The sequence below is a fragment of the Virgibacillus byunsanensis genome (assembly GCF_042675965.1).
GTDB lineage: Bacteria > Bacillota > Bacilli > Bacillales > Amphibacillaceae > Virgibacillus_R > Virgibacillus_R byunsanensis.
Genome location: NZ_JBHTKJ010000039.1, coordinates 26,929 through 51,399, shown reverse-complemented (window position 1 = coordinate 51,399; position 24,471 = coordinate 26,929). Strand labels below are relative to the sequence as shown.

Genomic DNA, 24,471 nt, shown 5'->3' with positions numbered 1-24,471 from the left:
AGGAGTAAGTCAGAATGAACGAGCGTATATATCGTGTACTTGAATTTAATAAAATTATTGAACAGTTAACGCATCAGGCAGCTACTGAACTAGGGAAAGACTTGTGTTCACAGCTCAAGCCTTCTATCGATCTCAATGAAGTAAAAGAAACACAACATGAGACAGATGAAGCTAGTCAAGTGTTAAGATTGAATAAAACAATTCCATTAGGTGGAATATTCGATATTCGCGCCAGTATCAAACGGAGTGTTATTGGCGGAATCCTTAATGCAGATGAATGCCTGGATGTTGCAAACACGCTTTATGGTGGTCGTCAAGTTAAGTCGTTTGTTGAGAAACTAGAAGAAGAATTACCAATATTAAAAGAGTTAGTGCAACGAATTTTTCCACTGCGGGATTTGGAAACAAACATTAAAAGCTGTATAGATGACCATGGACATATGATGGATAGCGCCTCGGTTAAACTTCGTAGTATCAGGTCTTCCATCAAAACGTATGAAAGTAGACTACGGGATAAGTTAGATAACTATACGAAAACAAAGAGTAATATGTTGTCAGATGCCATCATAACCATTCGAAATGATCGGTACGTATTACCCGTGAAACAGGAATACAGAGGATCGATTGGGGGTATAGTCCATGACCAATCAGCTTCTGGTGCAACATTATTTATGGAACCAAAGACAGTTGTTGATCTGAATAATCAGTTACAAGAATCACGTGCAAATGAAAAACAAGAAATAGAACGGATTTTACGGGAATTAAGTGAGTATATTGCGAGTAATGAGACATATATTTACGAAAATATCACTGTATTAGCAAAAATTGATTTTATGTTTGCTCGAGCGAAGTTAGGGAAACAAATGAAAGCAGCCATGCCAAGTGTGAATGACAGGGGAATTATAAAAATGCAGCAGGCGCGCCATCCATTAATTCCGCTTGATGAGGTTGTGGCAAACGATGTTGAATTAGGTGAAACTTATACCTCAATTGTGATAACAGGACCTAACACAGGTGGAAAAACGGTCACGTTAAAAATGATTGGATTATGTACGTTAATGGCACAATCAGGATTACAAGTTCCCGCATTTGATGGCTGCGAAATGTCGATATTCCATAATGTTTTTGCTGATATTGGTGACGAACAATCCATTGAACAAAATCTAAGTACGTTTTCTTCCCACATGACTAATATTGTTAATATTATCCAACAGGTTAATCATAAGTCTTTAGTCCTATTCGATGAACTAGGTGCAGGTACGGATCCACAAGAAGGCGCAGCATTAGCTATGTCAATTTTGGATGAAGTGGTGTCAAGAGATGCTAGAGTGATTGCGACGACGCATTACCCGGAACTAAAGGCATATGGCTATAATCGAGAACAGGTAGTAAATGCCTCAGTGGAATTTGATGTTGAAACACTTCAACCAACGTACCGCTTATTAATAGGTGTCCCTGGGAGAAGTAATGCTTTTGATATTTCTCACAGGCTAGGATTAAATGATTCTGTTATAAGGCATGCCAAAAGTCTAATTGGTGTTGATTCTAAAAGTGTAGAAAATATGATTGCATCATTGGAGCAGTCCCGAAAGCTAGCAGAAAGTGACTATCAAGAAGCTCATCAAATATTACTTGAAAGCGAACAATTAAAACAGGATATAGAAAAAGAGTGGAAACAGTTTAAGCAAAAACGTGAAGAATTGTATAAAAAAGCAGAGGAAAAGGCAAACAAGGCACTACAAAAGGCACGGGAAGAAGCAACGTCAATTGTAGATGAAATTCGCAATATGAAAACACAAGCTAACATTAAAGAACATGAGTGGATAGAAGCAAAAAAAATGTTGGATGATGCAAAGCCAAATCTTTCTTCCAAACAACCTAGAGAAGACAAGAGTAGTTCAGAACCAGAAACTGAACTCCATCCTGGAGATGAAATTAAACTACTTTCTGTTAACCAAAAAGGATCTATTTTAGAAAAAGTAACAGATCATGAATACCTTGTACAAGTCGGGATTATGAAGGTGAAGGTAAAGCGTAGTGATTTACAACTAGTAAGTAAACAGCGTCAAATTAATGATAAACCACTCGCAACCGTAAAGGGCTCCAATTACCATGTACGTACGGAACTTGATTTACGTGGCGAGCGTTTTGAAGAGGCCATATTAAAAGTAGAGAAATATATTGATGATGCATTACTGGCAGGCTACCCAAGAGTTTCGATCATTCATGGTAAAGGAACTGGGGCATTACGTAAGGGAGTTCAAGAACTGGCGAAAAAACATCCGAGTATCTCAACATACAGAAATGGAGAAGCAGGTGAAGGTGGAAGCGGTGTTACAGTATTAGAGTTCCGTTAATATAGTTTGAAGTAGGGGGAAGTATAAGTGGATGGTTTCTGGGAAAATATTTTTGTCGAAACGGCCGCTAGATATAGTGTTGTCATTCTCTGTACAATCGTATTTTTGGCTGTGTTTGAGTTGGTTACTTCATATAAAAATTGGGTGGAGATAAAAAAGGGGAATATTGCTGTAGCAATGGCAACAGGAGGAAAAGTATTTGGTATTGCTACGATTTTCCGCTATTCCATTGAGCATAATGATACATTATTACAAAGTGTAGGCTGGGGTGTAGTTGGATTTTTATTATTACTATTCGGTTATATCATTTTTGAATTTTTAACCCCATCTATGAAAATTGACGAAGAGATCGGGAAGGGGAATAAAGCAGTAGGTCTTATTTCCATGATAATATCAATAGGATTGTCCTTTGTGATCGGAGCAAGTATAGGGTAAGGAGAGAGCATAATGATTTTAGACAGATTAGCTAAAATATCCATCGTTGTAGCGGTTATTTTTATTATAGTTGGTATCATTTATTTATTCTAAGATATATTTATTTTTAATAATATTTAAAAAAATGAGATTAATCGGTATAATAGAAATTAGATTAGATACAAAGGAGGAGAAATATTAATGGAAAAAAAAGTTTGGCATTCTCATTACCCTGAAGAAATCGCAACATCTATGTCCTATGATGAACAACCGTTACATGCTTTTTTGGAAAAAAGTGCTGAAAAGTATGCAGAAAAGAAAGCGATCCATTTTATGGGTAAAGAATTAACGTTTGCAGAAGTTTTTTCACAATCCAAGAAAATGGCTTCCTACATGCAATCTCTTGGTCTCCAGAAGGGTGATAGGGTAGCCATAATGCTTCCAAATTGTCCACAGGCAGTTATTAGTTATTATGGTGCATTGATGGCTGGGGCAATTGTTGTGCAAACAAATCCATTATATAAAGAGCGTGAATTGGAATACCAGCTAAATGATTCGGGTGCTACATTTATTGTATGCTTGGATATTTTACTACCAAGAGTGACAAGCGTAAGAGGAAATACATTATTAAAACACACAATAGTGACAGGTATTAAAGACTATTTACCATTTCCAAAAAATCTCATCTACCCTTTTATACAGAAGAAGGAATATAACATGGTAGTTAAAGTAGAGCCATCCGAAGAAACGCACGTTTGGCAATCGATTATGGATCAGTCTTCAGAAACGTACCAGAAAGTGGACGTTAATCCAAAGGAGGATCTTGCATTATTACAATATACTGGTGGAACAACTGGACACCCAAAAGGAGTAATGCTTACTCATTATAATCTGGTTTCAAATGTTCAAATGTGTGATGCGTGGCTTTATAAAACGAAAGCAGGGCAAGAGACAGTATTAGGCGTTCTGCCATTCTTCCACGTTTATGGTATGACGACAGTGATGAATATATCGATTATGGCTGGGTCAAAAATGGTATTACTACCTAAATTCAATCCTGAAGATGTCTTGAAAACAATTCAGAAACAAAAGCCTACTTTATTCCCAGGAGCACCTACTATTTATGTTGGCATTCTAAATCACCCCAACTTAAATAAATATGATTTGTCTTCGATTGAGGCATGTATAAGTGGATCCGCACCACTTCCTATTGAAGTTCAAGAACAATTTGAAAAAATTACAGGAGGAAATTTAGTAGAAGGTTATGGACTTACTGAATCGTCTCCAGTAACTCATTCCAACTTTGTTTGGTCTAAAAGAGTAAATGGAAGTGTTGGTGTGCCGTGGCCAGATACAGATTCGAAAATTTTTAACATGGAAAACTCAGAAGAGGCAACTATAGGAGAAGTAGGAGAGATTGCTGTTAAGGGTCCTCAAATAATGAAGGGTTACTGGAATAATCAAGAAGAAACAGATAATGTTTTAAAAGATGGTTGGTTACTAACAGGTGATCTTGGTTATATGGATGAAGATGGCTATTTTTATATCGTAGATCGCAAGAAGGACATGATCATAGCAGGCGGGTATAATATCTATCCAAGAGAAGTGGAAGAAGTGATTTATGAATATGAAGGTATTCAGGAAGCTGTAGTAGCAGGTATTCCGGATCCGTATCGTGGAGAGACTGTAAAAGCATATGTTGTGTTAAAAGAAGGCTATGATATAACGGAAGATGAACTAAATGAGTATTGCCGTAAACAACTTGCTGCTTATAAAGTACCTAAAATTTATGAGTTTCGTGATGAGTTGCCAAAAACAGCAGTAGGGAAGATACTAAGAAGAAAATTAGTAGATGAAGAGAAAGAAAAACAGCTTCAATCAAATTAAAACCATAAAATCAATTGGTGTACGTAAAGCCTGGGTGCTACTTTGCCCTTTTTTATAAGAAAATAGTACAAGCTTTATATTGACAGAATTAAATTGTATTAGTAAAATAAAATATGAATGATGATTCATTCAGTTTGTGACAGTTAAGTCTTAAGGAGATTGACATGAAAAAAAATAAACCAAAGTACAAGCAAATAATTGAGGCAGCAGTTGAAGTTATAGCAGAAAATGGTTATCATGCTTCCCAAGTTTCAAAGATTGCCAAAAAAGCTGGCGTAGCTGATGGGACGATTTATCTTTATTTTAAAAATAAAGAAGACATCCTAGTGTCCGTTTTTAAAGAAAAGATGGGTCAGTTTGTGGAACAAATATCAACGAGTATTGACAAAAAACAAAACGCAAGGGAAAAACTTCTTACCTTGATTGAAAAGCATTATTATCAACTCGCAAATGATCACCATTTAGCGATTGTTACTCAATTGGAGCTTAGACAATCGAACAAGGATCTACGATTACAAATTAATAATGTTTTAAAACCGTACTTAACTGAGATTGATAAGATCGTCAACGAAGGAATTGAAGAAGGGTTGTTTCGTGATGACTTAAATCTCCCACTTGTGCGACAAATGATATTTGGGATCTTAGATGAAACGGTTACAAACTGGGTTATGAAGGATCAAAAATACGATTTAGTTAAGCAAGCCTCTGCTGTTCACACATTAATAACGAACGGATTGTCTAAATAAGTTGTGTTTGCAGTAACATATAATTAAAATAAATTTGTTAGTGAGCAGATGTAAGAATTCTGTTACTATAGTAATGAGGAGGGATTAACTTGGGGACATTAGCACACGAAACAAATAATAGTGTTGCAATTTTAACTATACAGAGTCCACCAGCAAATGCATTATCTAGTACTCTATTAAAAGACCTTGAACAAAAGCTAAATGAGATCGAAAAAGATAGCGCTATCAAAGCAATTGTTTTAAGGGGAGAAGGTAAATTCTTCTCAGCGGGTGCAGATATTAAGGAATTTACATCCTTACAACACGCATCAGATTATCAGTCTTTAGCAGAAAGTGGTCAACAGTTATTTGACCGACTAGAAAATTTTCATATTCCAGTGATTGCAGCGATCCATGGTGCAGCATTAGGTGGAGGATTAGAACTTGCTATGGCTTGTCACATGCGTATAGTAGCAGATAATGCAAAACTTGGATTACCTGAACTAACGTTAGGGATTATTCCAGGATTCGCTGGAACACAACGCTTACCAAACTATGTCGGTACAGCAAAAGCATATGAAATGATTCTAACGGGTGAACCTATTAGTGGAATTGAGGCTCACGGATTAGGACTTGCTAATAAAGTTGTGGATGAAGCGGAAGTACTTAATGAAGCTATTAAACTGGCAGAAAAGATTGCAGCTAAAAGTAAGCCTTCTATCAGTCATGTTATGCACTTAATTCCATTTGCCAAAAGAGAGCAATTTGTTGATGGTGTTCAAGAAGAGGCAAAAGCTTTTGGTGATATATTTGGTTCAGAGGATGCAAAAGAAGGTGTACAGGCTTTTGTTGAGAAACGTAAGCCAAACTTCCAAGATAAATAGAATTAAGGAGGATCTCTCATGAATATTTACGTTTTGCTAAAAAGAACTTTTGATACAGAGGAAAAAATTGCTGTTTCAAATGGACGAATCGAAGACGATGGTGCCGAATTTATTATAAACCCATATGATGAATATGCTGTAGAAGAAGCAATCATCCAACGTGATGCACATGGTGGAGAAGTTACAGTTATCACAGTTGGTGATGAAGAGTCAGAAAAGCAATTGCGTACTGCTCTAGCAATGGGTGCTGATAAAGCAGTTTTAATTAACACAGAAGACGATCTTGAAGATGGAGACCAATATACTACTGCGAAAGTATTGCAGTCCTATTTTGAAGATAAAGAAGTTGATTTAATTTTGGCAGGTAATGTGGCAATAGATGAGGCAAGCGGGCAAGTAGGACCAAGGCTCGCAGAAGCGCTTGGTATTCCTTATATTACTACAATTACAAGCCTTTCTATTGATGGAGATAAAGTGAACATTGATAAAGATGTTGAAGGTGATGTTGAAAAAATTGAAACGAGCCTACCAGTACTTGTTACATGTCAACAAGGGCTAAATGATCCCCGTTATCCTTCATTACCTGGAATTATGAAAGCGAAGAAAAAACCTTTAGAAGAGCTAGAGATAGATGATCTAGATCTTGATGAAGACGATGTTGAAGCGAAAACAAAAACAATAGAAATATTTTTACCACCAGAAAAAGAAGCGGGAAGAGTACTTGAGGGTGAACTTGACGAACAAGTTCAAGAATTAATTTCCTTGCTTAAAAATGAAGCAAAAGTACTTTAAAACGAATGACAGAAAGGAGATACGAACATGAGTGATAAATTACTAGTAATTGGTGAAGCAAGGGATGGTTCATTACGTAATGTAACCTTCGAAGCAATTTCTGCCGCTAAAAAGATTAATGCCGATGGGGAAATTGTAGGAGTTATATGTGGTAGTGATGATTTAAATAGTCAAGCACAGGAAATGATATATTATGGTGCTGATCGTGTAATTACAGTTAAACATGATAATTTGGAAACGTATACATCTGAAGGATATGGTCAAGCAATAATGACTGTTATTAATGAAGAGTCCCCAAATGGAATTGTTATGGGACACACGGCAGTCGGAAAAGATTTGACCCCTAAGCTTGCAAGTAAACTTGATACAGGTTTAATTTCAGATGCTACTGAAATTGATGTTGACGGTGGTAACGCAGTGTTCACAAGACCGATTTATTCAGGGAAAGCATTTGAAAAGAAAATTATTACAAGTGGCATAACATTTGTAACCATTCGCCCAAATAACGTACCAGCCCTGGAACGTGATGATTCTCGTTCTGGTGAGGTTACGTCAAAAGATGTAGACATTACTGACATACGTACAGTTATAAAAGAAGTTATCCGCAAAGCATCTGAAGGTGTAGATTTATCCGAAGCAAATGTTATTATTGCAGGTGGACGTGGTGTTAAAAGTGAAGAAGGCTTTAAACCACTATATGAACTTGCAGATGTATTAGGTGGTGCAGTCGGAGCGTCTCGCGGAGCATGTGATGCTGAATACTGTGACTATTCATTACAAATTGGGCAAACTGGAAAAGTTGTCACACCAGATTTATATATCGCAGTAGGTATTTCTGGAGCTATCCAACATTTAGCAGGGATGTCAAATTCTAAAGTAATTGTTGCAATCAATAAAGATCCAGAAGCTAATATTTTTAATGTAGCTGACTATGGAATTGTTGGTGACTTATTTGATGTAGTTCCAATGCTTATTGAAGAGTTTAAAAAGTTAAAGGTATAATAATGAACGACCTGATCATCCGTGATCAGGTCGTTTAATTGGTTCTTGGAGAACTTGAAACTCAGGAAATGTAATCACAACCTGTAAGGTGATATGCTTTTGACTTGTATAAGCAAAGTGTTAGCAAGGGAGTAATATAGATGATATACTCAATTAAGAATTAAAGATGATTGGAGGAATAATAATGGCAATCGTAAATGTAACCGATCAAAATTTCACAGAAGAGACTTCTGAAGGATTAGTATTAGCTGATTTTTGGGCACCGTGGTGTGGACCTTGTAAAATGATCGCTCCTGTCCTAGAGGAAATTGATGGTGAAATGGAAGATAAAGTTCAAATTGTAAAACTTGACGTTGATGAGAACCAGGAAACTGCTGGAAAATATGGCGTTATGAGTATTCCCACATTATTATTAATTAAAGATGGTAATGTCGTTGATCAAGTAATTGGTTTTCAACCAAAAGAAGCACTTGTTGATCTGATTAATAAACACGCTTAAGATAATTAATTAACTTAATATTTCGGAAGTATCAATCCCTTGTTACGTGATGTGACAAGGGATTATTTTACATATTATAATGATAGACATGAAGTTTAATAAAGGGATGGAATAATGATGAATCAAATAATTAAAGAAAAACTAGCTGTTCTTCCTACTCAACCAGGTTGTTATTTAATGAAAGATAAAAACAATACGATTATTTATGTTGGTAAGTCTAAGTTATTGAGAAATAGAATTAGATCTTATTTCACTGGTGCAAATGACATGAAAACACAGCGACTTGTACAAGAAATTCAAGATTTTGAGTACATTGTTACAACTTCCGAAATTGAAGCACTCATATTGGAAATGAATTTAATTAAAAAATATGACCCTAAATATAATGTATTATTAAAAGATGATAAATCATATCCTTATTTGAAAATTACCGCTGAGAGACATCCCCGTTTACTTATTACACGAAAAGTTAAAAAAGATAAGGGTAAATATTTTGGACCTTATCCAAATGTTATATCTGCAAAGGAAACCAAAAAACTGTTAGACCGACTATATCCTTTAAAAAAATGTAATAATCCGCCTGGTCGGGTTTGCTTGTATTATCATATGGACCAATGTCTAGCATGCAGTGAACAGCCTCCTTCTGTGGAAACATACAGAGATATTGTGAAAAGCATATCCTCATTTTTACATGGTGGATACAAGGATATTAAAAAGAGTCTAAAGGATAAAATGTTAGAGGCTAGCGAACAGTTGAATTTTGAACGTGCTAAGGAGATGCGTGATCAGATACAGCATATAGAAATAGTAATGGAGCAACAAAAAATGACATTGAATGATAGTGTGGACCGAGATTTATTTGGTTTCAGTTATGATAAAGGCTGGATGTGTGTACAAGTTTTCTTCATTCGCCAAGGAAAACTTATTGAACGGGATGTTGCTATATTTCCGATATTTGATGATCCTACTGATGCTTTTATCAGCTATATTGGGCGCTTTTATTTACATCAACACCACCTAAAACCCAAGCAAATTTTAGTGCCGATTGGAACTGATGTTGATTTACTAGCTGAATTATTGGAAATGGATGTCCATACTCCTTTTAGAGGAAGAAAAAAGGAATTAGTAGAATTAGCAATGGAAAATGCAAAAATTGCTTTGGAAGAAAAGTTTTCAATTATAGAACGGAACGAAGAACGTACGGTTATAGCTGTTGAACGACTTGGTGAAGCACTCCATATTGAGATGCCCCATCGAATAGAAGCATTCGATAACTCAAATATACAAGGTACTGATCCAGTTTCAGCAATGGTTGTATTTATCGATGGTAGGCCGAATAAAAAAGAGTATCGAAAGTACAAGGTAAGGGATGTACAGGGACCTGATGATTATGAAACAATGCGCGAAGTTATTCGTAGAAGATACACACGTGTATTAAAAGAACAGTTACCGTTGCCAGACCTTATTATGGTTGACGGTGGTAAAGGACAAATGAGCGCAGCCTTGGACGTATTAGAAAATGAATTAGGTTTGAGCATTCCATTATGTGGGTTAGCAAAAGACGATAAGCATAAAACAAGTGAGTTATTATACGGATTTCCACCTGCCATTATTTCGTTATCTAGAAAATCGCAGGAATTTTACCTTGTACAGCGCATCCAAGACGAAGTACATCGGTTTGCAATTTCATTTCACCGTCAACTTCGAGGAAAAAGCCTATTTCAATCAGAACTGGATAAGATACCTGGTGTTGGTGAAAAAAGAAGAAAGTTATTACTTCACCATTTCAAATCTGTAGAGGAAATTAAAAGTACATCATTACAAGCAATCACGAAATTAGGTATACCGAGTAATATAGCTGAGGAAATTCTTTCCCATTTAAATAAAGCAGAAAACTAATAAGGAATGGTACTGTTCTAGGTGAGGAACAGTACCAATTATGTATCAGCATCTAACTCTTCAGTAATGGAATAGGACTGTTTAATCTGTATAGACTACTCTAAACTCCACCTGCAGTATTTTATTATTTATTTCTTCTGTACATTCACACTGTTTACCAGATAAGTGCTGCATAGCTTCTGCAAGAAAACCTGCTTCAAAACGGAATTCTGTGTTAAATGGAGCGTTCAAACGGTGAGCAACCGAATCGGACATTAAATGGAAAATGATCTCTTTTCGTTTATCTTTAACAAGTTCTAATTTACCCCAACCCAGTTTTTCGTAAACTGTAAAAATATCTTCAACGACACTAATATCTAATTTTCTAGCAAGATTTTTCCCCATGAAATACAAAAGTGTTGTAGATTCAGTCCCTAATAATTCAGGTAAGCTTATATAACGTAAAACGTCATAACCAGCACCAGATGTATGGAGTTCATCAAGAAGTTTAAGGGATGTTCTTTCTTGTTTTTTTGACATAGATGTCATCCTTTCTTATATAATCAGGCTAATATTGTCCTAAGAGATTACTAGTTTTATTATCTATATAAATTGCAAATTGTGCAAGTACTCTTCTTTGAACTACTTCCGTGCTTGAAGAGGGAGTTTTCTGTCTGATAATGATAAATAAGAAAGGCTGTTTTCGTAAAATTTGTTGCTTTTGAGAGAATAGATATAAAATGCGACGTAACTTGAGATGATGGATGGTGCTGTTACTCGCTCTGGAAATACACTTCGCGCATCTTAGGGTGGCTGGTGAGCTTCTTCATGCTGATATGATCCCCAGGAGTGTCGCACTTTTTCGCAGCTTAGAATAGCTTTCTGTACAAGAAAAAAAGGTCATGTAACAAGATTCCAAGTGTTTTTTCCCTACTATGATTAGAACGCCATGATCAGCGAAGTGTTCTGCCGAAGCGGTGTATAGCACTCGGTGTCGAGAAAGCAAATTCACGAATAAGTTACGTCGCATTATATATATCAACTATGAAGATAAAAAAGCAACTATGCGTGCAAAAACAGTCATAAGAAAAGATGCGAAAAATCACGAAATAAAAAAATAGCTATTCCGTTTTCTTGACGCTTTTTGTAGTTAGAAGTACAATAAACATGTCACAAATCGTACATTTTTCAGCAATAACTAACATAAAGTAAGGATATGCTATTATAGTGTAGAGTTTTGTGCCAACTAGAATGAATAGTACATAATTATTAAGGGGGGTAACACATGACTGAACATCGTGAATATTTTTACCGTAGACTACATTCACTATTGGGAGTAATTCCAATTGGTATTTTCTTGATTCAACACTTAGTGGTGAATCATTTTGCTGTGTACGGTGAAGAGAGCTTTAACAAAGCGGCAGGATTTATGCATGACCTACCATTTAGGCTTGTATTGGAAACATTTATTATTTTCCTACCCATTTTATTTCATGCAATCTTAGGGGTTTATATTGTTTTTGTTACAAAAAATAATATGAAACGTTATGGTTATTTTCGTAATTGGATGTTTTACATACAACGAGTAACAGGAGTAGTTACGTTGATTTTCATAGCTTGGCATGTATGGGAAACACGTGTCCAAATTGGAATGGGTAATGTAGATTTAGATTATAGCTTAATGGAAAATATTTTATCAAATCCTTTCATGTTTTGGTTCTACATTTTGGGTGTACTTTCAACTACATTCCATTTTGCAAACGGATTATGGAGCTTTTTAGTTTCTTGGGGCTTTGCGCAATCACCAAGATCACAAAAGATTGTAACATATGTTTCTTTAATTACGTTCTTAGCTATTAGCTATATAGGTGTAAGAGCATTAATTACATTCGCGTATGGAGTTTAATATAAAGTAAAAGGAGTGAGCATTAGTATGAGTAATCGAAAAATTGCTGTTGTTGGCGGAGGACTAGCTGGTCTTATGGCAACAATAAAAGCTGCAGAAGCAGGGGTTAGTGTAGACCTGTTTTCTATCGTGCCTGTAAAACGCTCTCACTCTGTATGTGCCCAAGGTGGTATCAATGGTGCGGTAAATACAAAAGGTGAAGGGGATTCCCCAGATATTCACTTTGATGATACAGTTTATGGTGGAGACTTTTTAGCAAACCAGAAACCTGTTAAAGCAATGACTGACGCAGCACCAAGTATTATACATATGTTGGATCGTATGGGAGTTATGTTTAACCGCACACCAGAAGGATTGCTTGATTTTCGTCGTTTTGGTGGTACTCAACATCACCGCACAGCATATGCAGGGGCAACTACAGGACAACAATTATTATATGCATTAGATGAGCAGGTTCGTCGTTATGAAGTTGAAGGATTAGTTACGAAATATGAAAGCTGGGAATTCGTCGGAGCAATTATTGATGAAGAAGGCGTAGGTAGAGGGATTGTAGCTCAGGATATTACAACACATGAAATTAAATCATTCCCATCTGATGCAACTATATTGGCTACAGGTGGACCTGGGATTATTTTTGGTAAATCAACTAATTCCATTATTAACACTGGTTCTGCTGCGAGTATCTTGTATCAACAGGGTGCTAAGTATGCAAATGGTGAATTTATCCAAATACATCCAACAGCAATTCCTGGTGACGATAAACTTCGCTTAATGAGTGAGTCGGCTCGTGGTGAAGGTGGTCGTGTATGGACATATAAAGATGGTGAACCATGGTATTTCTTAGAAGAGAAATATCCAGCATATGGTAACTTAGTACCACGTGATATAGCTACACGGGAAATATTTGACGTTTGCGTGAACCAGAAGCTTGGTATTAATGGTGAGAATATGGTTTACCTTGATTTATCACACAAAGACCCTAAAGAGTTGGATGTTAAGCTAGGTGGTATCATTGAGATTTACGAAAAATTTGTTGGGGAAGACCCACGAAAAGTTCCAATGAAAATTTTCCCAGCTGTGCACTATTCAATGGGTGGATTATGGGTTGATGATGATCAAATGACCAATATCCCTGGTATTTTTGCTGCAGGTGAATGTGATTATTCACAACATGGCGGAAATCGTTTAGGAGCAAATTCACTATTGTCAGCTATTTATGGCGGAATGGTAGCCGGACCTAATGCGATTAAATATACAAAAGGTTTGGAAAAGCATATTGATGATTTATCACCAGAATTATTCAGTAGTCGTGAGAAAGAAGAGCAAGAAAAGTTTGAAGCTCTTATGAAAATGGAAGGTAGCGAAAATGCTTACCAAATCCATAAAGAGTTGGGTGAATGGATGACAGATAACGTAACAGTTGTTCGTGATAATGAAAAACTATTAAAAACCGACGAAAAACTTAAAGAACTATTGGATCGTTGGGAAAACATTAATATTAACGACACTTCGCGTTGGAGTAACCAAGGTGTCATGTTTACGAGACAACTTAGAAACATGATTCATCTAGCACGTGTGATCACCAATGGAGCTTACAATCGTAATGAAAGTCGTGGAGCTCACTATAAACCTGAATTTCCGGATCGTAATGATGAGGAATGGTTAAAGACAACGATTGCTACCTTTGATCGTGAAACGAATTCACCTACTTTAACTTATGAGGATGTAGATACATCACTAATTCCACCAAGATTACGTGACTATACTAAAAAAAGTGAAGGGGGTAAGTAAGTATGGCTGAAGAAAAAACAGTTACGTTTATTATAACTCGACAAGACAGTCCAGAATCTGCTCCTTATGAAGAAACTTTCAATGTTCCGTATCGTACCAATATGAATGTTATTTCCGGGTTGATGGAAATTCGTCAAAACCCTGTAAATGCAAATGGGGAAAAAACTACTCCAATTTATTGGGATATGAACTGTTTAGAGGAAGTTTGTGGAGCATGTTCAATGGTTATAAACGGCACAGCGAGACAATCGTGTGCTGCTTTAGTTGATAAACTAGAACAGCCAATCCGCCTAGAACCAATGAGTACTTTCCCAGTAGTTCGTGATTTAATTGTAGATCGTGAACGTATGTTTGATGCGTTGAAACAGGTTAAAGCATGGATACCAATTGATGGTACACATGATTTAGGCCCAGGTCCACGTATGCCTGAGAAGAAACGTCAATGGGCATATGAACTATCAAAGTGTATGACATGTGGAGTATGCTTGGAAGCCTGTCCTAATGTGAATGATAAATCAGATTTTATTGGACCTGCTGCCGTTTCACAAGCACGTTTGTTCAACGCACATCCAACAGGAGAAATGAATGCCAGTGAACGTTTAGAAGGACTAATGGAAGAAGGCGGTCTGGTTGGATGCGGTAATGCACAAAACTGTGTTCAGGTTTGCCCTAAAGGGATTCCTTTAACTACTTCTATTGCAGCTATGAACCGTGCAACAAACATTCAATCATTTAAAAATTTCTTTGGTAGCGATAATGCGCACTAATTATATGTTGTAAAAATACCATGACCCTTACCAGACATATGGTAAGGGTCATTTCTTTTTCTAAGCAAGGAATGGAGGATTATGTTGAAATCAGTTACATATGTTGAAGATATTGAAACATGGAGATCTGAATTTTCGTTTTACGTTCCAATAAAAATTCGGTTTTCAGAGACAGACATGTTTGGTCATGTAAATAATGTCTCACCTTTTATTTATTTTGAAGAAGCCCGAATTGAGTTTCTAAAATCAATAGGGTTATTCGGAAATGAACAAAATGATGAAGGAATACCGATTGTTGCAGATTTGCAATGTGATTATCATAAACAACTATTTTTTAATGATCATATTAAGCTGTACGTAAAAGTAAATCATATAGGTAACACGTCGTTTGATGTACATTACATGGCGATGGACGAAAAAGGTGATGTATGTTTAACAGGACGCGGTAGATTAGTTTATATTCATCCTGAAATAGGTAAACCAGTTCCGCTAAGTGATTCTATGAAAGAAAAGCTTCTTAAAAAAATAATTTCATCAAAAGACGAGAAGCCAAAAACCGACTTTCAATAAGAAAGCCGGTTTTTTTTTAGAGCTTTAGTTCCCCCATGCGAAGGAGCTCTACTACAGCTTGTGATCGCCCCTTGACTCCTAATTTTTGCATAGCATTTGAAATGTGGTTACGGACAGTTTTTTCAGATATAAACAATTCCTGGGCAATTTCCTTTGTTGTTTTGTCTTGTACTAAGAGTTCGAATACCTCTTTTTCACGTTTTGTTAATAATTGCTTCGGTTTGTACTCGTTGTCCTTCAAATGTTAACCCCTCCTTGCTGTCATAGAACTGCATAATGAAGGGAAATTATTTAGTCAATATAGTTTATGAAGCTAAGTGTAAACGGTGCGCACAAATATAAGGGATAGCTGATTAATTCAGCAATAATATGACTGTTATTTGTAGAGGCATTTTTGCACATTGAATGGAACTGTTTTTGTTATAATAGATATATGGAAATATAATGAATACCAACATATTGAAAAAACAAATATAAAGGAATTGAATAGGATAGTAAAATATACTACAAAGACATTACTAAATACTGTATTTCTAAAAGTATGTTAAAATATGCTTAAATATAGGGAATATTGGGAGGTTACCTGTTTGAAAGAAGATGTATCCACAGAAGCAATAGCTGAAATAGAGAAACGACTACGTTATATTTCTGGTGCTATTAAACAAAATGGGAGAAAAATTTTAAATAATTATCCTATAACTTCACCACAATTCATTGCTTTACAATGGTTGACAGAAGAAGGCGACCTAACAATTGGAGAATTATCCAATAAAAATGGTCTAGCTTTTAGTACGACTACAGATCTTGTCGACCGAATGGAAAAAAATAAACTCGTTAAAAGAGTGCGTGATTTAAACGACCGCCGAGTTGTTCGAATACACGTGTTAGATAAAGGAAGATCAGTGATTAAAGAAGTAATCATCAAACGACAAGAATATTTAGGTGAAGTATTAGAGCAATTTTCCGGAGAACAGACAGGAACTTTAAATGAATTACTAGAATTTTTATATGAGCAGATGAAAAACATCAATGAAAAATAACAGCATAGAAGAGGCGATGTTTTTGAACCAAGCAATAGGTGTTATCGACTCGGGGGTAGGGGGGTTGACAGTTGCGAATGAACTTATGCGCCAATTGCCAAATGAAAAACTTATTTATTTAGGTGATACACTCAGGTGCCCTTATGGCCCTAGATCAAAAGAAGAAGTTAAAAAGTTTACTTGGGAAATGGTTGATTTCCTGTTGAAAAAACAAATAAAGATATTAGTGGTTGCCTGTAATACCGCCACAGCTTTCACATTATCAGAGCTTAAACAAAAATTGAATATTCCTGTTATAGGAGTTATTCAACCGGGGTCTAGGGCGGCCATAAAATTTACGAGTAATAATCATATAGGTGTAATTGGTACAGAAGGAACAATTCGAAGCAATGCCTATACAGAAGCACTAAAAAGTATTAATTCTCGGATACACGTTAATTCATTAGCATGTCCCATGTTCGTTCCGATGGTTGAGCAAGGCATTGTAACTGGAGAACAAGCAGAACAAGTAGTTGAAGAATCATTATTGTCAATGAAGCAAAACAATCACATAGATACATTAATTCTTGGATGCACACACTATCCTCTATTAAAGGATACCATACAAGCGTTTATCGGTTCACATGTAACTATTATATCTTCAAGTGAAGAAACAGCACGAGAAACTAGTACTATCCTTGATGTTCACCAGCTATTGAATAAACGGTCTCATACTCCTGAGCATCGATTTTATACAACTGGTGAATTGGATATATTTACTGAAATTGCGGAGAGTATTTTCGAAAAAACGATTGAAAACTTACAAACGGCTACGATTGAAAAAGCAATTATTTGCTGAAATCAGGATTCTCAAAATGAGAGTCCTGATTTTTTATTTACTACTTTTCTAGGATAGATTGGTCTAAATTTACAATGGGCTCGTATATATAATAGTACAAACCATCGTAGGAGGGATTAGCATGCAGAAACGCGGTATAGTATATTTATCGTTATTAATGAGTCTTTCCGTCATTTTAGCAGGTTGTTTTCAAGGGGAACAATCAGTTGAGGAGTTGGATCCACCTCAGGACGCGGAGGCAGTAAATAATCAGGAAGATGCAACGAATGAAAGTGATACAGAGGCTGATGAAGAGAACATGGAATCAGAAACGGTAGCAAGACAATTATTTTTGGTTGATGCGAATGGAATGGTGGCCCCACAAACGTTGGAACTACCAAGTATGGATTCTAAAGAAGTAGCCGAACAAGCTTTACAGTATCTTGTAAAGGACGGACCAGTAACGCAACTGTTACCTAATGGATTTCAAGCAATATTGCCAGCTGGGACAGAAGTGTTGGGATTGAGCTTACAAGAAGATGGAGTAGTGATTGTTGATGTTTCTAGTGAATTTGAAAACTACGAAGCAAAGGATGAGTTAAAAGTACTTCAATCAATGACCTATACATTAACGCAGTTTGACAGTGTTGATAGGGTTCAATTGAGAATTAATGGCCAACCCCAAGAGGAAATGCCTGTAAATGGAACACCTATTGCTGATGGCTATTCAAGAGCTAATGGAATTAATCTGGTGGAGACAGATACGGTTGACTTATTAGATAGCAAAGCTGTTACATTGTACTACCCAACAGAGTATAACGAGAATCAGTATTTTGTTCCAGTAACACAGTATCTTGAAGTAGACAATAATGATCTATACAGTTCAATTGTGCAAGCTCTCTTAAAAGGACCAGGTTACCAGGTTAATGCAACCCATGTCTTTAACACAGAAGTTTCTCTTGCAAATGATCCAACTTTAAACGGTGGTGTAATGGAACTGGTATTCAGTCAAGAAATACTGCAAGATATGGAAAAAGGAACAATCTCAGATGAGGTTATGGAAACACTAGTCTTAACATTAACAGAACAACAGGCTGTTGAAGCGGTGCAAGTCAAAGTAGAAGATGTAGAACAACTATTTAATGAAAATGGAGAAGTTTATAATGAGCCTGTGACAAAAAATTCATTTACTCCGATGGATAAACTATAAGCTATTTTTTAATGAATATATTTCATCATTATGAGTACGATAAAGTGAGGCTGAATAGAACGGCCTCTTTTTGTTTCGTAAAATTTATAAAGACTGTTTTTATACGCATGGATGCTTTTTTATTATCATAGTTAATGTAAACTGCGACTTAACTTGAGATGATTGGGGAGTGCTTTTACTCGCTCTGGAAATACACTTCGCTTTGATCCTTCCAGTGAGCCATGATTAGCGTAGGTAGAATACGTAGACTGATATGAACGAAACTGTCAAGTTCCCCCTCACACATTATTAAGAATAGGTTTTTTGCGCAACCTTAATTAAAGAGTCTTTTCACTCTTTTTTTAATTTATATTTGTAAGCAGTATCCTGCTACAATATATCCTTCTTCTTAGCTTGCTAACTCTTTCTCAGTCTTCTGATTGATTGTCAAGTGCTTTCCTTGACTGTCAATCAGAAGACTGAGATCCTAAAAAAAGCTAAGAATAATGATTATCCCCTTCCTTTATTTTATAAAGAAGATAAATACACGGCACGAAGGCAAAAATTCTCTACTCCGATAAGCATACTGATATCCGTGGGTTCTCACATTTTATCTCTCCGTCTAAGGATCTTACACGAACTCCTTGCGTGCGTTCACCAATTTTATGGCTAGCACAAGTCTACGTCGTGCGTTCTCCTCTACGGTTTTACCTTTGCCTCCGAGCCCTATATTCATTCCCTTTTCACATAACTTTCTTACTCTTTTAACCTATAAGAAACCTGACTTAATTCGTCTTAGCCTCACAATTAGATTCATTGGAAATTGCCCAAATGAAACCTGCCAATTCTCTCGCAGTTGCGGTAATAGCTTTTCCGCTCTCTTTTCCACGTCCTAATAGACGAAAATATTTTTTATGCAAGCGAGTTTGGGCCTCCCACGAAATTGCTAAGATATTGGTTGGTTGTCCTTTTTGTCTTTTTTTCAACTCTCCTTTGACTGCTGGCTGATACCTATAACTCCACGCGGCCTCTATCAACAATCTTCGCACATGTCGATTCCCGGTTTTAGTTATGTTACCTAATTTCCGTGATAAACCACTGGAACTTTCACTTGGTACTAGTCCGGTGTATGACATAAATTGTTTTGGGTTCTGAAATCGCTTGAATGATCCAATTTCTGCAACCAAACTAGTAGCTGTAATAACTGCCACTCCACGTAATGCCATAAGGGTTTGGATCATTGGCGCGTGGACTCCTTCTTTGGATTGTTCCTCGATTTCCTTTTCTAATAGTTTTAATCGTTGCTGAAATTCTTTTAGTTGTTGTAAATATTCTTGGAAAGCCACACGGGATGCAGACCGCTCAAATGTCAATTTGTCTAACCAATCCCAATATTTCACTGTCCATTTTTTGGTACCCATAGGGGGTCTTATTTCACTTCTTAAAAGAAACTTTGTTAGTCTATGTTTCGCTCTTAATTCATCTTCCTTTACGTCCTCGCGTGCTCGAACTAAATCGCGTAATGCTTCATCATCTTCTGTTGGTACATAGATAGGTGTTAATTCTCCAGCACGATAAAGTGTTGCGAGATTAATGGCATCACGTCTGTCGGTCTTTACGCGATCCCCAGGTTTCTGAGGTATTAACGACGGTGCTATCACTTCACATTCAATATCCATATTCTTAAGAAGTCGATAGAGTCCGTATCCTGTTGGCCCAGCTTCATAACAAAACCGAAGCTGTTCCGGTTCTCCTAATTTTTTTATTAGTTTTCTAATCGCCTCTACCGTATAGTTAATCATGCCAACATATCTCGGTTTTGAACGACCCTCCTCTGCAACTGCTACTGCAATTTTTTCTTTTGATACGTCTAAACCTACGTATTTTGTGATATCATTCATATTACTAGCTCCTTTCGTATTATAGCTCTGATTTGGTTTTCTTACTTAGTAATTCAGTATTACCAAATTAATCTACGTTTTTACGATAAAGGGGCTAGTTTCGTTCATGATAACTCCTGTGGGAACAGCACGTGTCCGAAGACCCCGGAAGAAGCGTTCTTTGCTTCTGAGGAGGGCTGAGGCCGTGCCCACGGAAAGCGAAGTATTCTACCGAAGCGGCTTTATAGCACTCGATGTCGAGAAAACAATCCACAAAGAAGTTATGTCGCAGTTTATATCTATTCCCTCAAAAGCAACAATCTTTACGAAAACAGCCTGAATTAAAGACTAACATTTCAATAGTTTTCTTTTGGCAAAATGTGTTACGATAAACGTTGAAAATGAGGAGGAGTTTTATATGAGAAAAGATAAAAGAAGCCTAAATAGTTTACGATCAATTACTGTTGTACCTGATTTTGTGAAACATCCAGAAGGTTCTGTGCTTATCCAAGTAGGAGACACAAAGGTAATATGTAATGCAAGTATTGAAGATAGAGTTCCTCCATTTATGCGTGGCAAAGGGAAAGGTTGGATAACTGCAGAATATGCGATGCTTCCTCGTGCAACAGATCAGCGTAACATTCGTGAATCATCAAAAGGAAAAGTAAGCGGGCGAACAATGGAAATACAACGATTAATTGGAAGAGCATTACGTTCTGTTGTTGATTTAGACAGGATAGGGGAACGAACCGTATGGATAGATTGTGATGTGATTCAAGCAGATGGGGGTACTAGAACAGCTTCTATTACAGGTGCGTTTATTGCAATGGTCCTAGCCTTTGGTAAGTTACTGGAATCAAAAAGAATTGAAAAAATGCCTGTTACAGATTTTTTGGCAGCTACATCTGTAGGTGTTTTACCTGATGGTAATGAGACTTTGGACTTAAATTATGAAGAAGATTCCAAAGCACTTGTTGATATGAACATCGTGATGACAGGCTCGGGTGAGTTTGTAGAAATCCAAGGTACTGGAGAAGAAGCCACATTTACACATAATCAACTATTGAAAATGCTTACCTTGGCAAATGAGGGTATAAATGAGATTATGGACATACAAAAAGACATACTAGGAGAGTTAGGTCAACGTGTTGGAGAAACGGTACCATATAATCAGTGAGGGGATACGATAATGAAACAGATTTTAATCGCAACTAAAAATCCTGGAAAAGCAAAAGAATTTAAAGCATTTTTTAGTGATTATGGTATAAATGCCGTATCTTTACTAGATATACCCGAGGATATTAAAGATATAGAGGAAACAGGTGCAACATTTGAGGAAAACGCTGCATTAAAAGCAGAGCAAATAGCTCAAATGATGCAAATTCCTGTATTGGCAGACGATTCGGGTTTAGAAATTGATGCATTAAATGGTAGACCAGGAATTTTTTCAGCTAGATATGCTGGGGAAGCTAAAAGTGATGAAGCAAATGTAGAAAAGGTACTTAGTGAATTAAAAGAAGTTTCAAAGGATAAGCGAACAGCACGGTTTGTATGTGTACTTGCTATAGCAAAACCCCAAGAAGAAACCATCTTCCGTGCAGGATATTGTGAAGGAAAAATAGCATTATCACCTATTGGGGAGAATGGTTTCGGGTATGATCCAATATTTGTCCCGAATGGTCATTCACAAACAATGGCTCAATTGCAGCCTAACGAAAAAAACAAAATAAGTCATCGTAAAAACGCAATTGACCAATTAGAAGAATGGGTAAAAGATATTCGCAAATAATGAGGTGATTTTCATGCCAAAAGTGCTAATAATGAGTGATAGTCATGGATTAACGGAAGAAATTCTTGAGATTAAAAATCGTCACGACATAGATCATATGATTCATTGCGGGGATTCAGAATTAGAAATGGACACCCCCGAGATGGCCAAATTTTTAAAGGTTGGAGGTAATTGTGATTTTGATGACAGATATCCAGATGAACAAGTGCATTCAGTTGATGGGTTACATATTTTTATAACGCATGGTCATCTCCATGATGTAAAATCTAACTTAATGAAATTATCTTACCGAGCCGAGGAAAATAGTGCTAAGGTAATTTGTTATGGTCATACACACATTGCTGGAGCACAGAAGGTTGCAGATCAGCTCTTTATTAATCCTGGGAGTGTTAGGTTACCAAGAAACAGACCAGAAAAGACGTACGCTTTGATGGAATGGGAATCTAAGGATAATATTAGTATTACATTTTTTTCGTTATCTGGTGAACAGGTGAAAGAACTTTCTTATACTACTACATTAAGCTAGGCTCTTCGTTAGTAGTATTAACGAAGAGTTTTCACTTACTTTTTCAAGAAAGTATTGACAAATTTTTTCAGAATGCATATAATGATTCTTGTCCGTTAAAATCAGCATTATATAAATGTGGGTGTAGTAACAAGTTAAACACCTACCGAATTTACTTCGAATTGCCCCGAAGCACAAAGTATCATGAGTATGCTAGAAGGTGTAGGGGATGTCAGTACTTGATGAACATTACATTATAGATTAATCCATGCGGGTGTAGTTTAGTGGTAAAACCTCAGCCTTCCAAGCTGATGATGAGGGTTCGATTCCCTTCACCCGCTCCATGTCCCAGTAGCTCAGCAGGATAGAGCAACAGCCTTCTAAGCTGTGGGTCGCAGGTTCGAATCCTGCCTGGGACATCAACCTTGAGAAACCTATAAACAATCCATAGGTTTCTTTTTTATAAGGAAGTATAACTTGGGAAGTCATGTATATTTATCTACATAATCAGCCACGTCCAGTTCCGCGCCTAGACACTCGAGATATAAGCAGTCCGACTCTGTGTGGTATAGGCTTCCACACTTCGCGATCCGCTTAAGCTTGTCGTGTCTTTCAAGGTGCTAACGCTTTCGTTCTATAGTCAGGTATATGTTTATTTTTTATGCGTTTGGGAATCTATATAGATTATAGGAATGGATTATTAAAAGATCCAATGATTCACCATAAAATTTATCAGAAAGGAGTGAATACATGGAAAATCAACAAAAAGATAATATAATTCTTTTTCCGAAATGGAAAGCTATTTTAGAAGAAGAAAGTTTACAGGCTTTAAAACAAAAAAGGTATTTAGAAGCATTAGATAAATTAGACGAACTGATTAGCTATGATGTTAATAGTCATGAAATTATGATCGGAAAGCTAATATGCCTAATGGAACTGGATCGCTATGAAGATGCACAAGACCTTTGTGAAGAATTAATAAAACTTAAAGACGAAAACTATTTTCATTATTTACATATATATTTAACGATTTTGTTCCAAACAAGTCAATATCAATTATTAATGGAACAAGTAGAATATGAATTTGAAGCAGATACTGTACCCATGGACATAAAAGAGCAATTCCAACAGCTTTATGATATGAGTAATAATATGAGTCTTGAACTAAAGGCTGAGCAGTACTCAGAATACATAAATGAACTTTTAGAAGCTGTTCATGAGAATAATCATAGTAAACAGTGGCGTACCGTTGAAAATATGCGCAAATTAAAAGTTGAACCAACAAAAGCTATTAAAGAACTTCTGAAACAGGAATCTGTTCATCCAGTTATAAAAACAACTATATTTCAATGGCTTCAAGAAAAAAATGTATCAGAAGATGTTATTATTGAAAAACTAAACATGTGTCTGACAGTCAATCCTACAGATACCCCAAGAATTGCGTCACATGGAACATTGAAACAGACGTTGTTATTAATTAACGAAATGGAGCAAAAGAATCCTTCTCTATTTCAAATGATAGAAAAACTACTTTACCGCTACATCTATGTACGCTATCCAATGATGCCACCTAATGATGAAACCGTAGAGATTGCCGAAGCGTTAAAAAGTGTTGGTAAGGAATACTTAAACATACATAAGCAAGAAGAATCACCTAAACAAGATATATTACGGTACGTAGAAGAGATTAAAATGTGTGAGACACTGTATTTATCTGTCATTGATGAGTAGTATATAATAGACTCAAATGGTTGAAAGGCCTTGTAATTATGTTATAAT

At 36.4% G+C, this 24,471-nt stretch carries 23 protein-coding genes and 2 tRNA genes; 22 read left to right on the top strand and 3 right to left on the bottom strand.

Annotation, left to right across the window (positions count from 1 at the left end):
- The first annotated feature begins 14 nt into the window (after positions 1 to 14).
- The 9 genes from ACFQ3N_RS14385 to uvrC all read left to right on the top strand — a co-directional run bounded on the left by ACFQ3N_RS14385 (position 15) and on the right by uvrC (position 10,459).
- Complete coding sequence (locus tag ACFQ3N_RS14385; RefSeq protein ID WP_390363229.1) at positions 15 to 2,357, top strand: endonuclease MutS2; 2,343 nt, start codon at positions 15 to 17, stop codon at positions 2,355 to 2,357.
- A 27-nt stretch (positions 2,358 to 2,384) separates the two neighbouring features.
- The gene (locus tag ACFQ3N_RS14380) at positions 2,385 to 2,792 is read left to right on the top strand and encodes a DUF350 domain-containing protein (protein WP_390363228.1); all 408 of its coding nucleotides are present in this window, start codon (positions 2,385 to 2,387) and stop codon (positions 2,790 to 2,792) included.
- Between the two features lie 180 nt (positions 2,793 to 2,972).
- The gene (locus ACFQ3N_RS14375) at positions 2,973 to 4,658 is read left to right on the top strand and encodes a long-chain-fatty-acid--CoA ligase (protein ID WP_390363227.1); all 1,686 of its coding nucleotides are present in this window, start codon (positions 2,973 to 2,975) and stop codon (positions 4,656 to 4,658) included.
- Positions 4,659 to 4,822: 164 nt separating this feature from the next.
- Positions 4,823 to 5,404: a TetR/AcrR family transcriptional regulator gene (locus tag ACFQ3N_RS14370; protein WP_390363226.1), complete on the top strand. Its 582-nt coding sequence runs from the start codon at positions 4,823 to 4,825 to the stop codon at positions 5,402 to 5,404.
- An 89-nt stretch (positions 5,405 to 5,493) separates the two neighbouring features.
- Positions 5,494 to 6,267, top strand: coding sequence for an enoyl-CoA hydratase (locus tag ACFQ3N_RS14365; RefSeq protein WP_390363225.1), 774 nt, complete (start codon positions 5,494 to 5,496; stop codon positions 6,265 to 6,267).
- 18 nt (positions 6,268 to 6,285) lie between these two features.
- Complete coding sequence (locus tag ACFQ3N_RS14360) at positions 6,286 to 7,059, top strand: electron transfer flavoprotein subunit beta/FixA family protein (RefSeq protein ID WP_390363224.1); 774 nt, start codon at positions 6,286 to 6,288, stop codon at positions 7,057 to 7,059.
- A gap of 27 nt (positions 7,060 to 7,086) precedes the next feature.
- Positions 7,087 to 8,061 carry an electron transfer flavoprotein subunit alpha/FixB family protein gene (locus tag ACFQ3N_RS14355; RefSeq protein WP_390363223.1) on the top strand — a complete coding sequence of 325 codons (975 nt, stop codon included), beginning with the start codon at positions 7,087 to 7,089 and terminating at the stop codon, positions 8,059 to 8,061.
- 184 nt (positions 8,062 to 8,245) lie between these two features.
- Complete coding sequence (gene trxA / locus ACFQ3N_RS14350) at positions 8,246 to 8,560, top strand: thioredoxin (RefSeq protein WP_390363222.1); 315 nt, start codon at positions 8,246 to 8,248, stop codon at positions 8,558 to 8,560.
- 117 nt (positions 8,561 to 8,677) lie between these two features.
- Positions 8,678 to 10,459: an excinuclease ABC subunit UvrC gene (uvrC, locus tag ACFQ3N_RS14345; RefSeq protein ID WP_390363221.1), complete on the top strand. Its 1,782-nt coding sequence runs from the start codon at positions 8,678 to 8,680 to the stop codon at positions 10,457 to 10,459.
- A gap of 81 nt (positions 10,460 to 10,540) precedes the next feature.
- Here the strand turns inward: uvrC and ACFQ3N_RS14340 are convergent, their stop codons facing one another.
- Positions 10,541 to 10,978: a DUF2507 domain-containing protein gene (locus ACFQ3N_RS14340; protein ID WP_390363220.1), complete on the bottom strand. Its 438-nt coding sequence runs from the start codon at positions 10,976 to 10,978 to the stop codon at positions 10,541 to 10,543.
- Between the two features lie 745 nt (positions 10,979 to 11,723).
- Here ACFQ3N_RS14340 and ACFQ3N_RS14335 point away from each other — a divergent pair.
- The 4 genes from ACFQ3N_RS14335 to ACFQ3N_RS14320 all read left to right on the top strand — a co-directional run bounded on the left by ACFQ3N_RS14335 (position 11,724) and on the right by ACFQ3N_RS14320 (position 15,472).
- Positions 11,724 to 12,344, top strand: coding sequence for a succinate dehydrogenase cytochrome b558 subunit (locus ACFQ3N_RS14335; RefSeq protein WP_390363219.1), 621 nt, complete (start codon positions 11,724 to 11,726; stop codon positions 12,342 to 12,344).
- Positions 12,345 to 12,371: 27 nt separating this feature from the next.
- Positions 12,372 to 14,135, top strand: coding sequence for a succinate dehydrogenase flavoprotein subunit (gene sdhA / locus ACFQ3N_RS14330; protein WP_390363218.1), 1,764 nt, complete (start codon positions 12,372 to 12,374; stop codon positions 14,133 to 14,135).
- Between the two features lie 2 nt (positions 14,136 to 14,137).
- Positions 14,138 to 14,902, top strand: a complete 765-nt coding sequence (gene sdhB / locus ACFQ3N_RS14325; RefSeq protein ID WP_390363217.1) for a succinate dehydrogenase iron-sulfur subunit — start codon at positions 14,138 to 14,140, stop codon at positions 14,900 to 14,902.
- Positions 14,903 to 14,983: 81 nt separating this feature from the next.
- A complete protein-coding gene (locus tag ACFQ3N_RS14320; RefSeq protein ID WP_390363216.1) occupies positions 14,984 to 15,472 on the top strand; it encodes an acyl-CoA thioesterase in 489 nt (162 codons plus the stop codon).
- A gap of 16 nt (positions 15,473 to 15,488) precedes the next feature.
- On the opposite strand, the gene ACFQ3N_RS14315 is transcribed toward ACFQ3N_RS14320, so the two are convergent.
- Positions 15,489 to 15,713, bottom strand: coding sequence for a helix-turn-helix domain-containing protein (locus ACFQ3N_RS14315; RefSeq protein ID WP_010651078.1), 225 nt, complete (start codon positions 15,711 to 15,713; stop codon positions 15,489 to 15,491).
- A 310-nt stretch (positions 15,714 to 16,023) separates the two neighbouring features.
- On the opposite strand from ACFQ3N_RS14315, the gene ACFQ3N_RS14310 reads away from it, so the two are divergent.
- The 3 genes from ACFQ3N_RS14310 (at position 16,024) to ACFQ3N_RS14300 (ending at position 18,539) form a co-directional block, all read left to right on the top strand.
- Positions 16,024 to 16,512 (top strand): MarR family winged helix-turn-helix transcriptional regulator, encoded by a 489-nt coding sequence (locus tag ACFQ3N_RS14310; protein WP_390363215.1) that lies wholly within the window; start codon positions 16,024 to 16,026, stop codon positions 16,510 to 16,512.
- A gap of 22 nt (positions 16,513 to 16,534) precedes the next feature.
- Positions 16,535 to 17,350, top strand: a complete 816-nt coding sequence (racE, locus tag ACFQ3N_RS14305; RefSeq protein WP_390363254.1) for a glutamate racemase — start codon at positions 16,535 to 16,537, stop codon at positions 17,348 to 17,350.
- Positions 17,351 to 17,471: 121 nt separating this feature from the next.
- Positions 17,472 to 18,539 (top strand): GerMN domain-containing protein, encoded by a 1,068-nt coding sequence (locus ACFQ3N_RS14300; protein WP_390363214.1) that lies wholly within the window; start codon positions 17,472 to 17,474, stop codon positions 18,537 to 18,539.
- 764 nt (positions 18,540 to 19,303) lie between these two features.
- Here ACFQ3N_RS14300 and ACFQ3N_RS14295 read toward each other — a convergent pair.
- Entirely contained in the window at positions 19,304 to 20,419 is a 1,116-nt protein-coding gene (locus ACFQ3N_RS14295; protein WP_390363213.1) for an IS110 family transposase, read from the bottom strand.
- A 397-nt stretch (positions 20,420 to 20,816) separates the two neighbouring features.
- On the opposite strand from ACFQ3N_RS14295, the gene rph reads away from it, so the two are divergent.
- The 6 genes from rph to ACFQ3N_RS14265 all read left to right on the top strand — a co-directional run bounded on the left by rph (position 20,817) and on the right by ACFQ3N_RS14265 (position 24,423).
- The gene (gene rph, locus ACFQ3N_RS14290) at positions 20,817 to 21,575 is read left to right on the top strand and encodes a ribonuclease PH (protein WP_390363212.1); all 759 of its coding nucleotides are present in this window, start codon (positions 20,817 to 20,819) and stop codon (positions 21,573 to 21,575) included.
- Between the two features lie 12 nt (positions 21,576 to 21,587).
- Positions 21,588 to 22,187: an XTP/dITP diphosphatase gene (locus tag ACFQ3N_RS14285; RefSeq protein ID WP_390363211.1), complete on the top strand. Its 600-nt coding sequence runs from the start codon at positions 21,588 to 21,590 to the stop codon at positions 22,185 to 22,187.
- Positions 22,188 to 22,200: 13 nt separating this feature from the next.
- Positions 22,201 to 22,713, top strand: a complete 513-nt coding sequence (locus ACFQ3N_RS14280; protein WP_390363210.1) for a metallophosphoesterase family protein — start codon at positions 22,201 to 22,203, stop codon at positions 22,711 to 22,713.
- A gap of 249 nt (positions 22,714 to 22,962) precedes the next feature.
- Positions 22,963 to 23,036 (top strand) — tRNA-Gly (locus ACFQ3N_RS14275).
- 1 nt (position 23,037) lies between these two features.
- A tRNA-Arg gene (locus ACFQ3N_RS14270) sits at positions 23,038 to 23,111 on the top strand.
- A gap of 331 nt (positions 23,112 to 23,442) precedes the next feature.
- Positions 23,443 to 24,423 carry a DUF3196 family protein gene (locus tag ACFQ3N_RS14265; RefSeq protein WP_390363209.1) on the top strand — a complete coding sequence of 327 codons (981 nt, stop codon included), beginning with the start codon at positions 23,443 to 23,445 and terminating at the stop codon, positions 24,421 to 24,423.
- Positions 24,424 to 24,471: the final 48 nt, after the last annotated feature.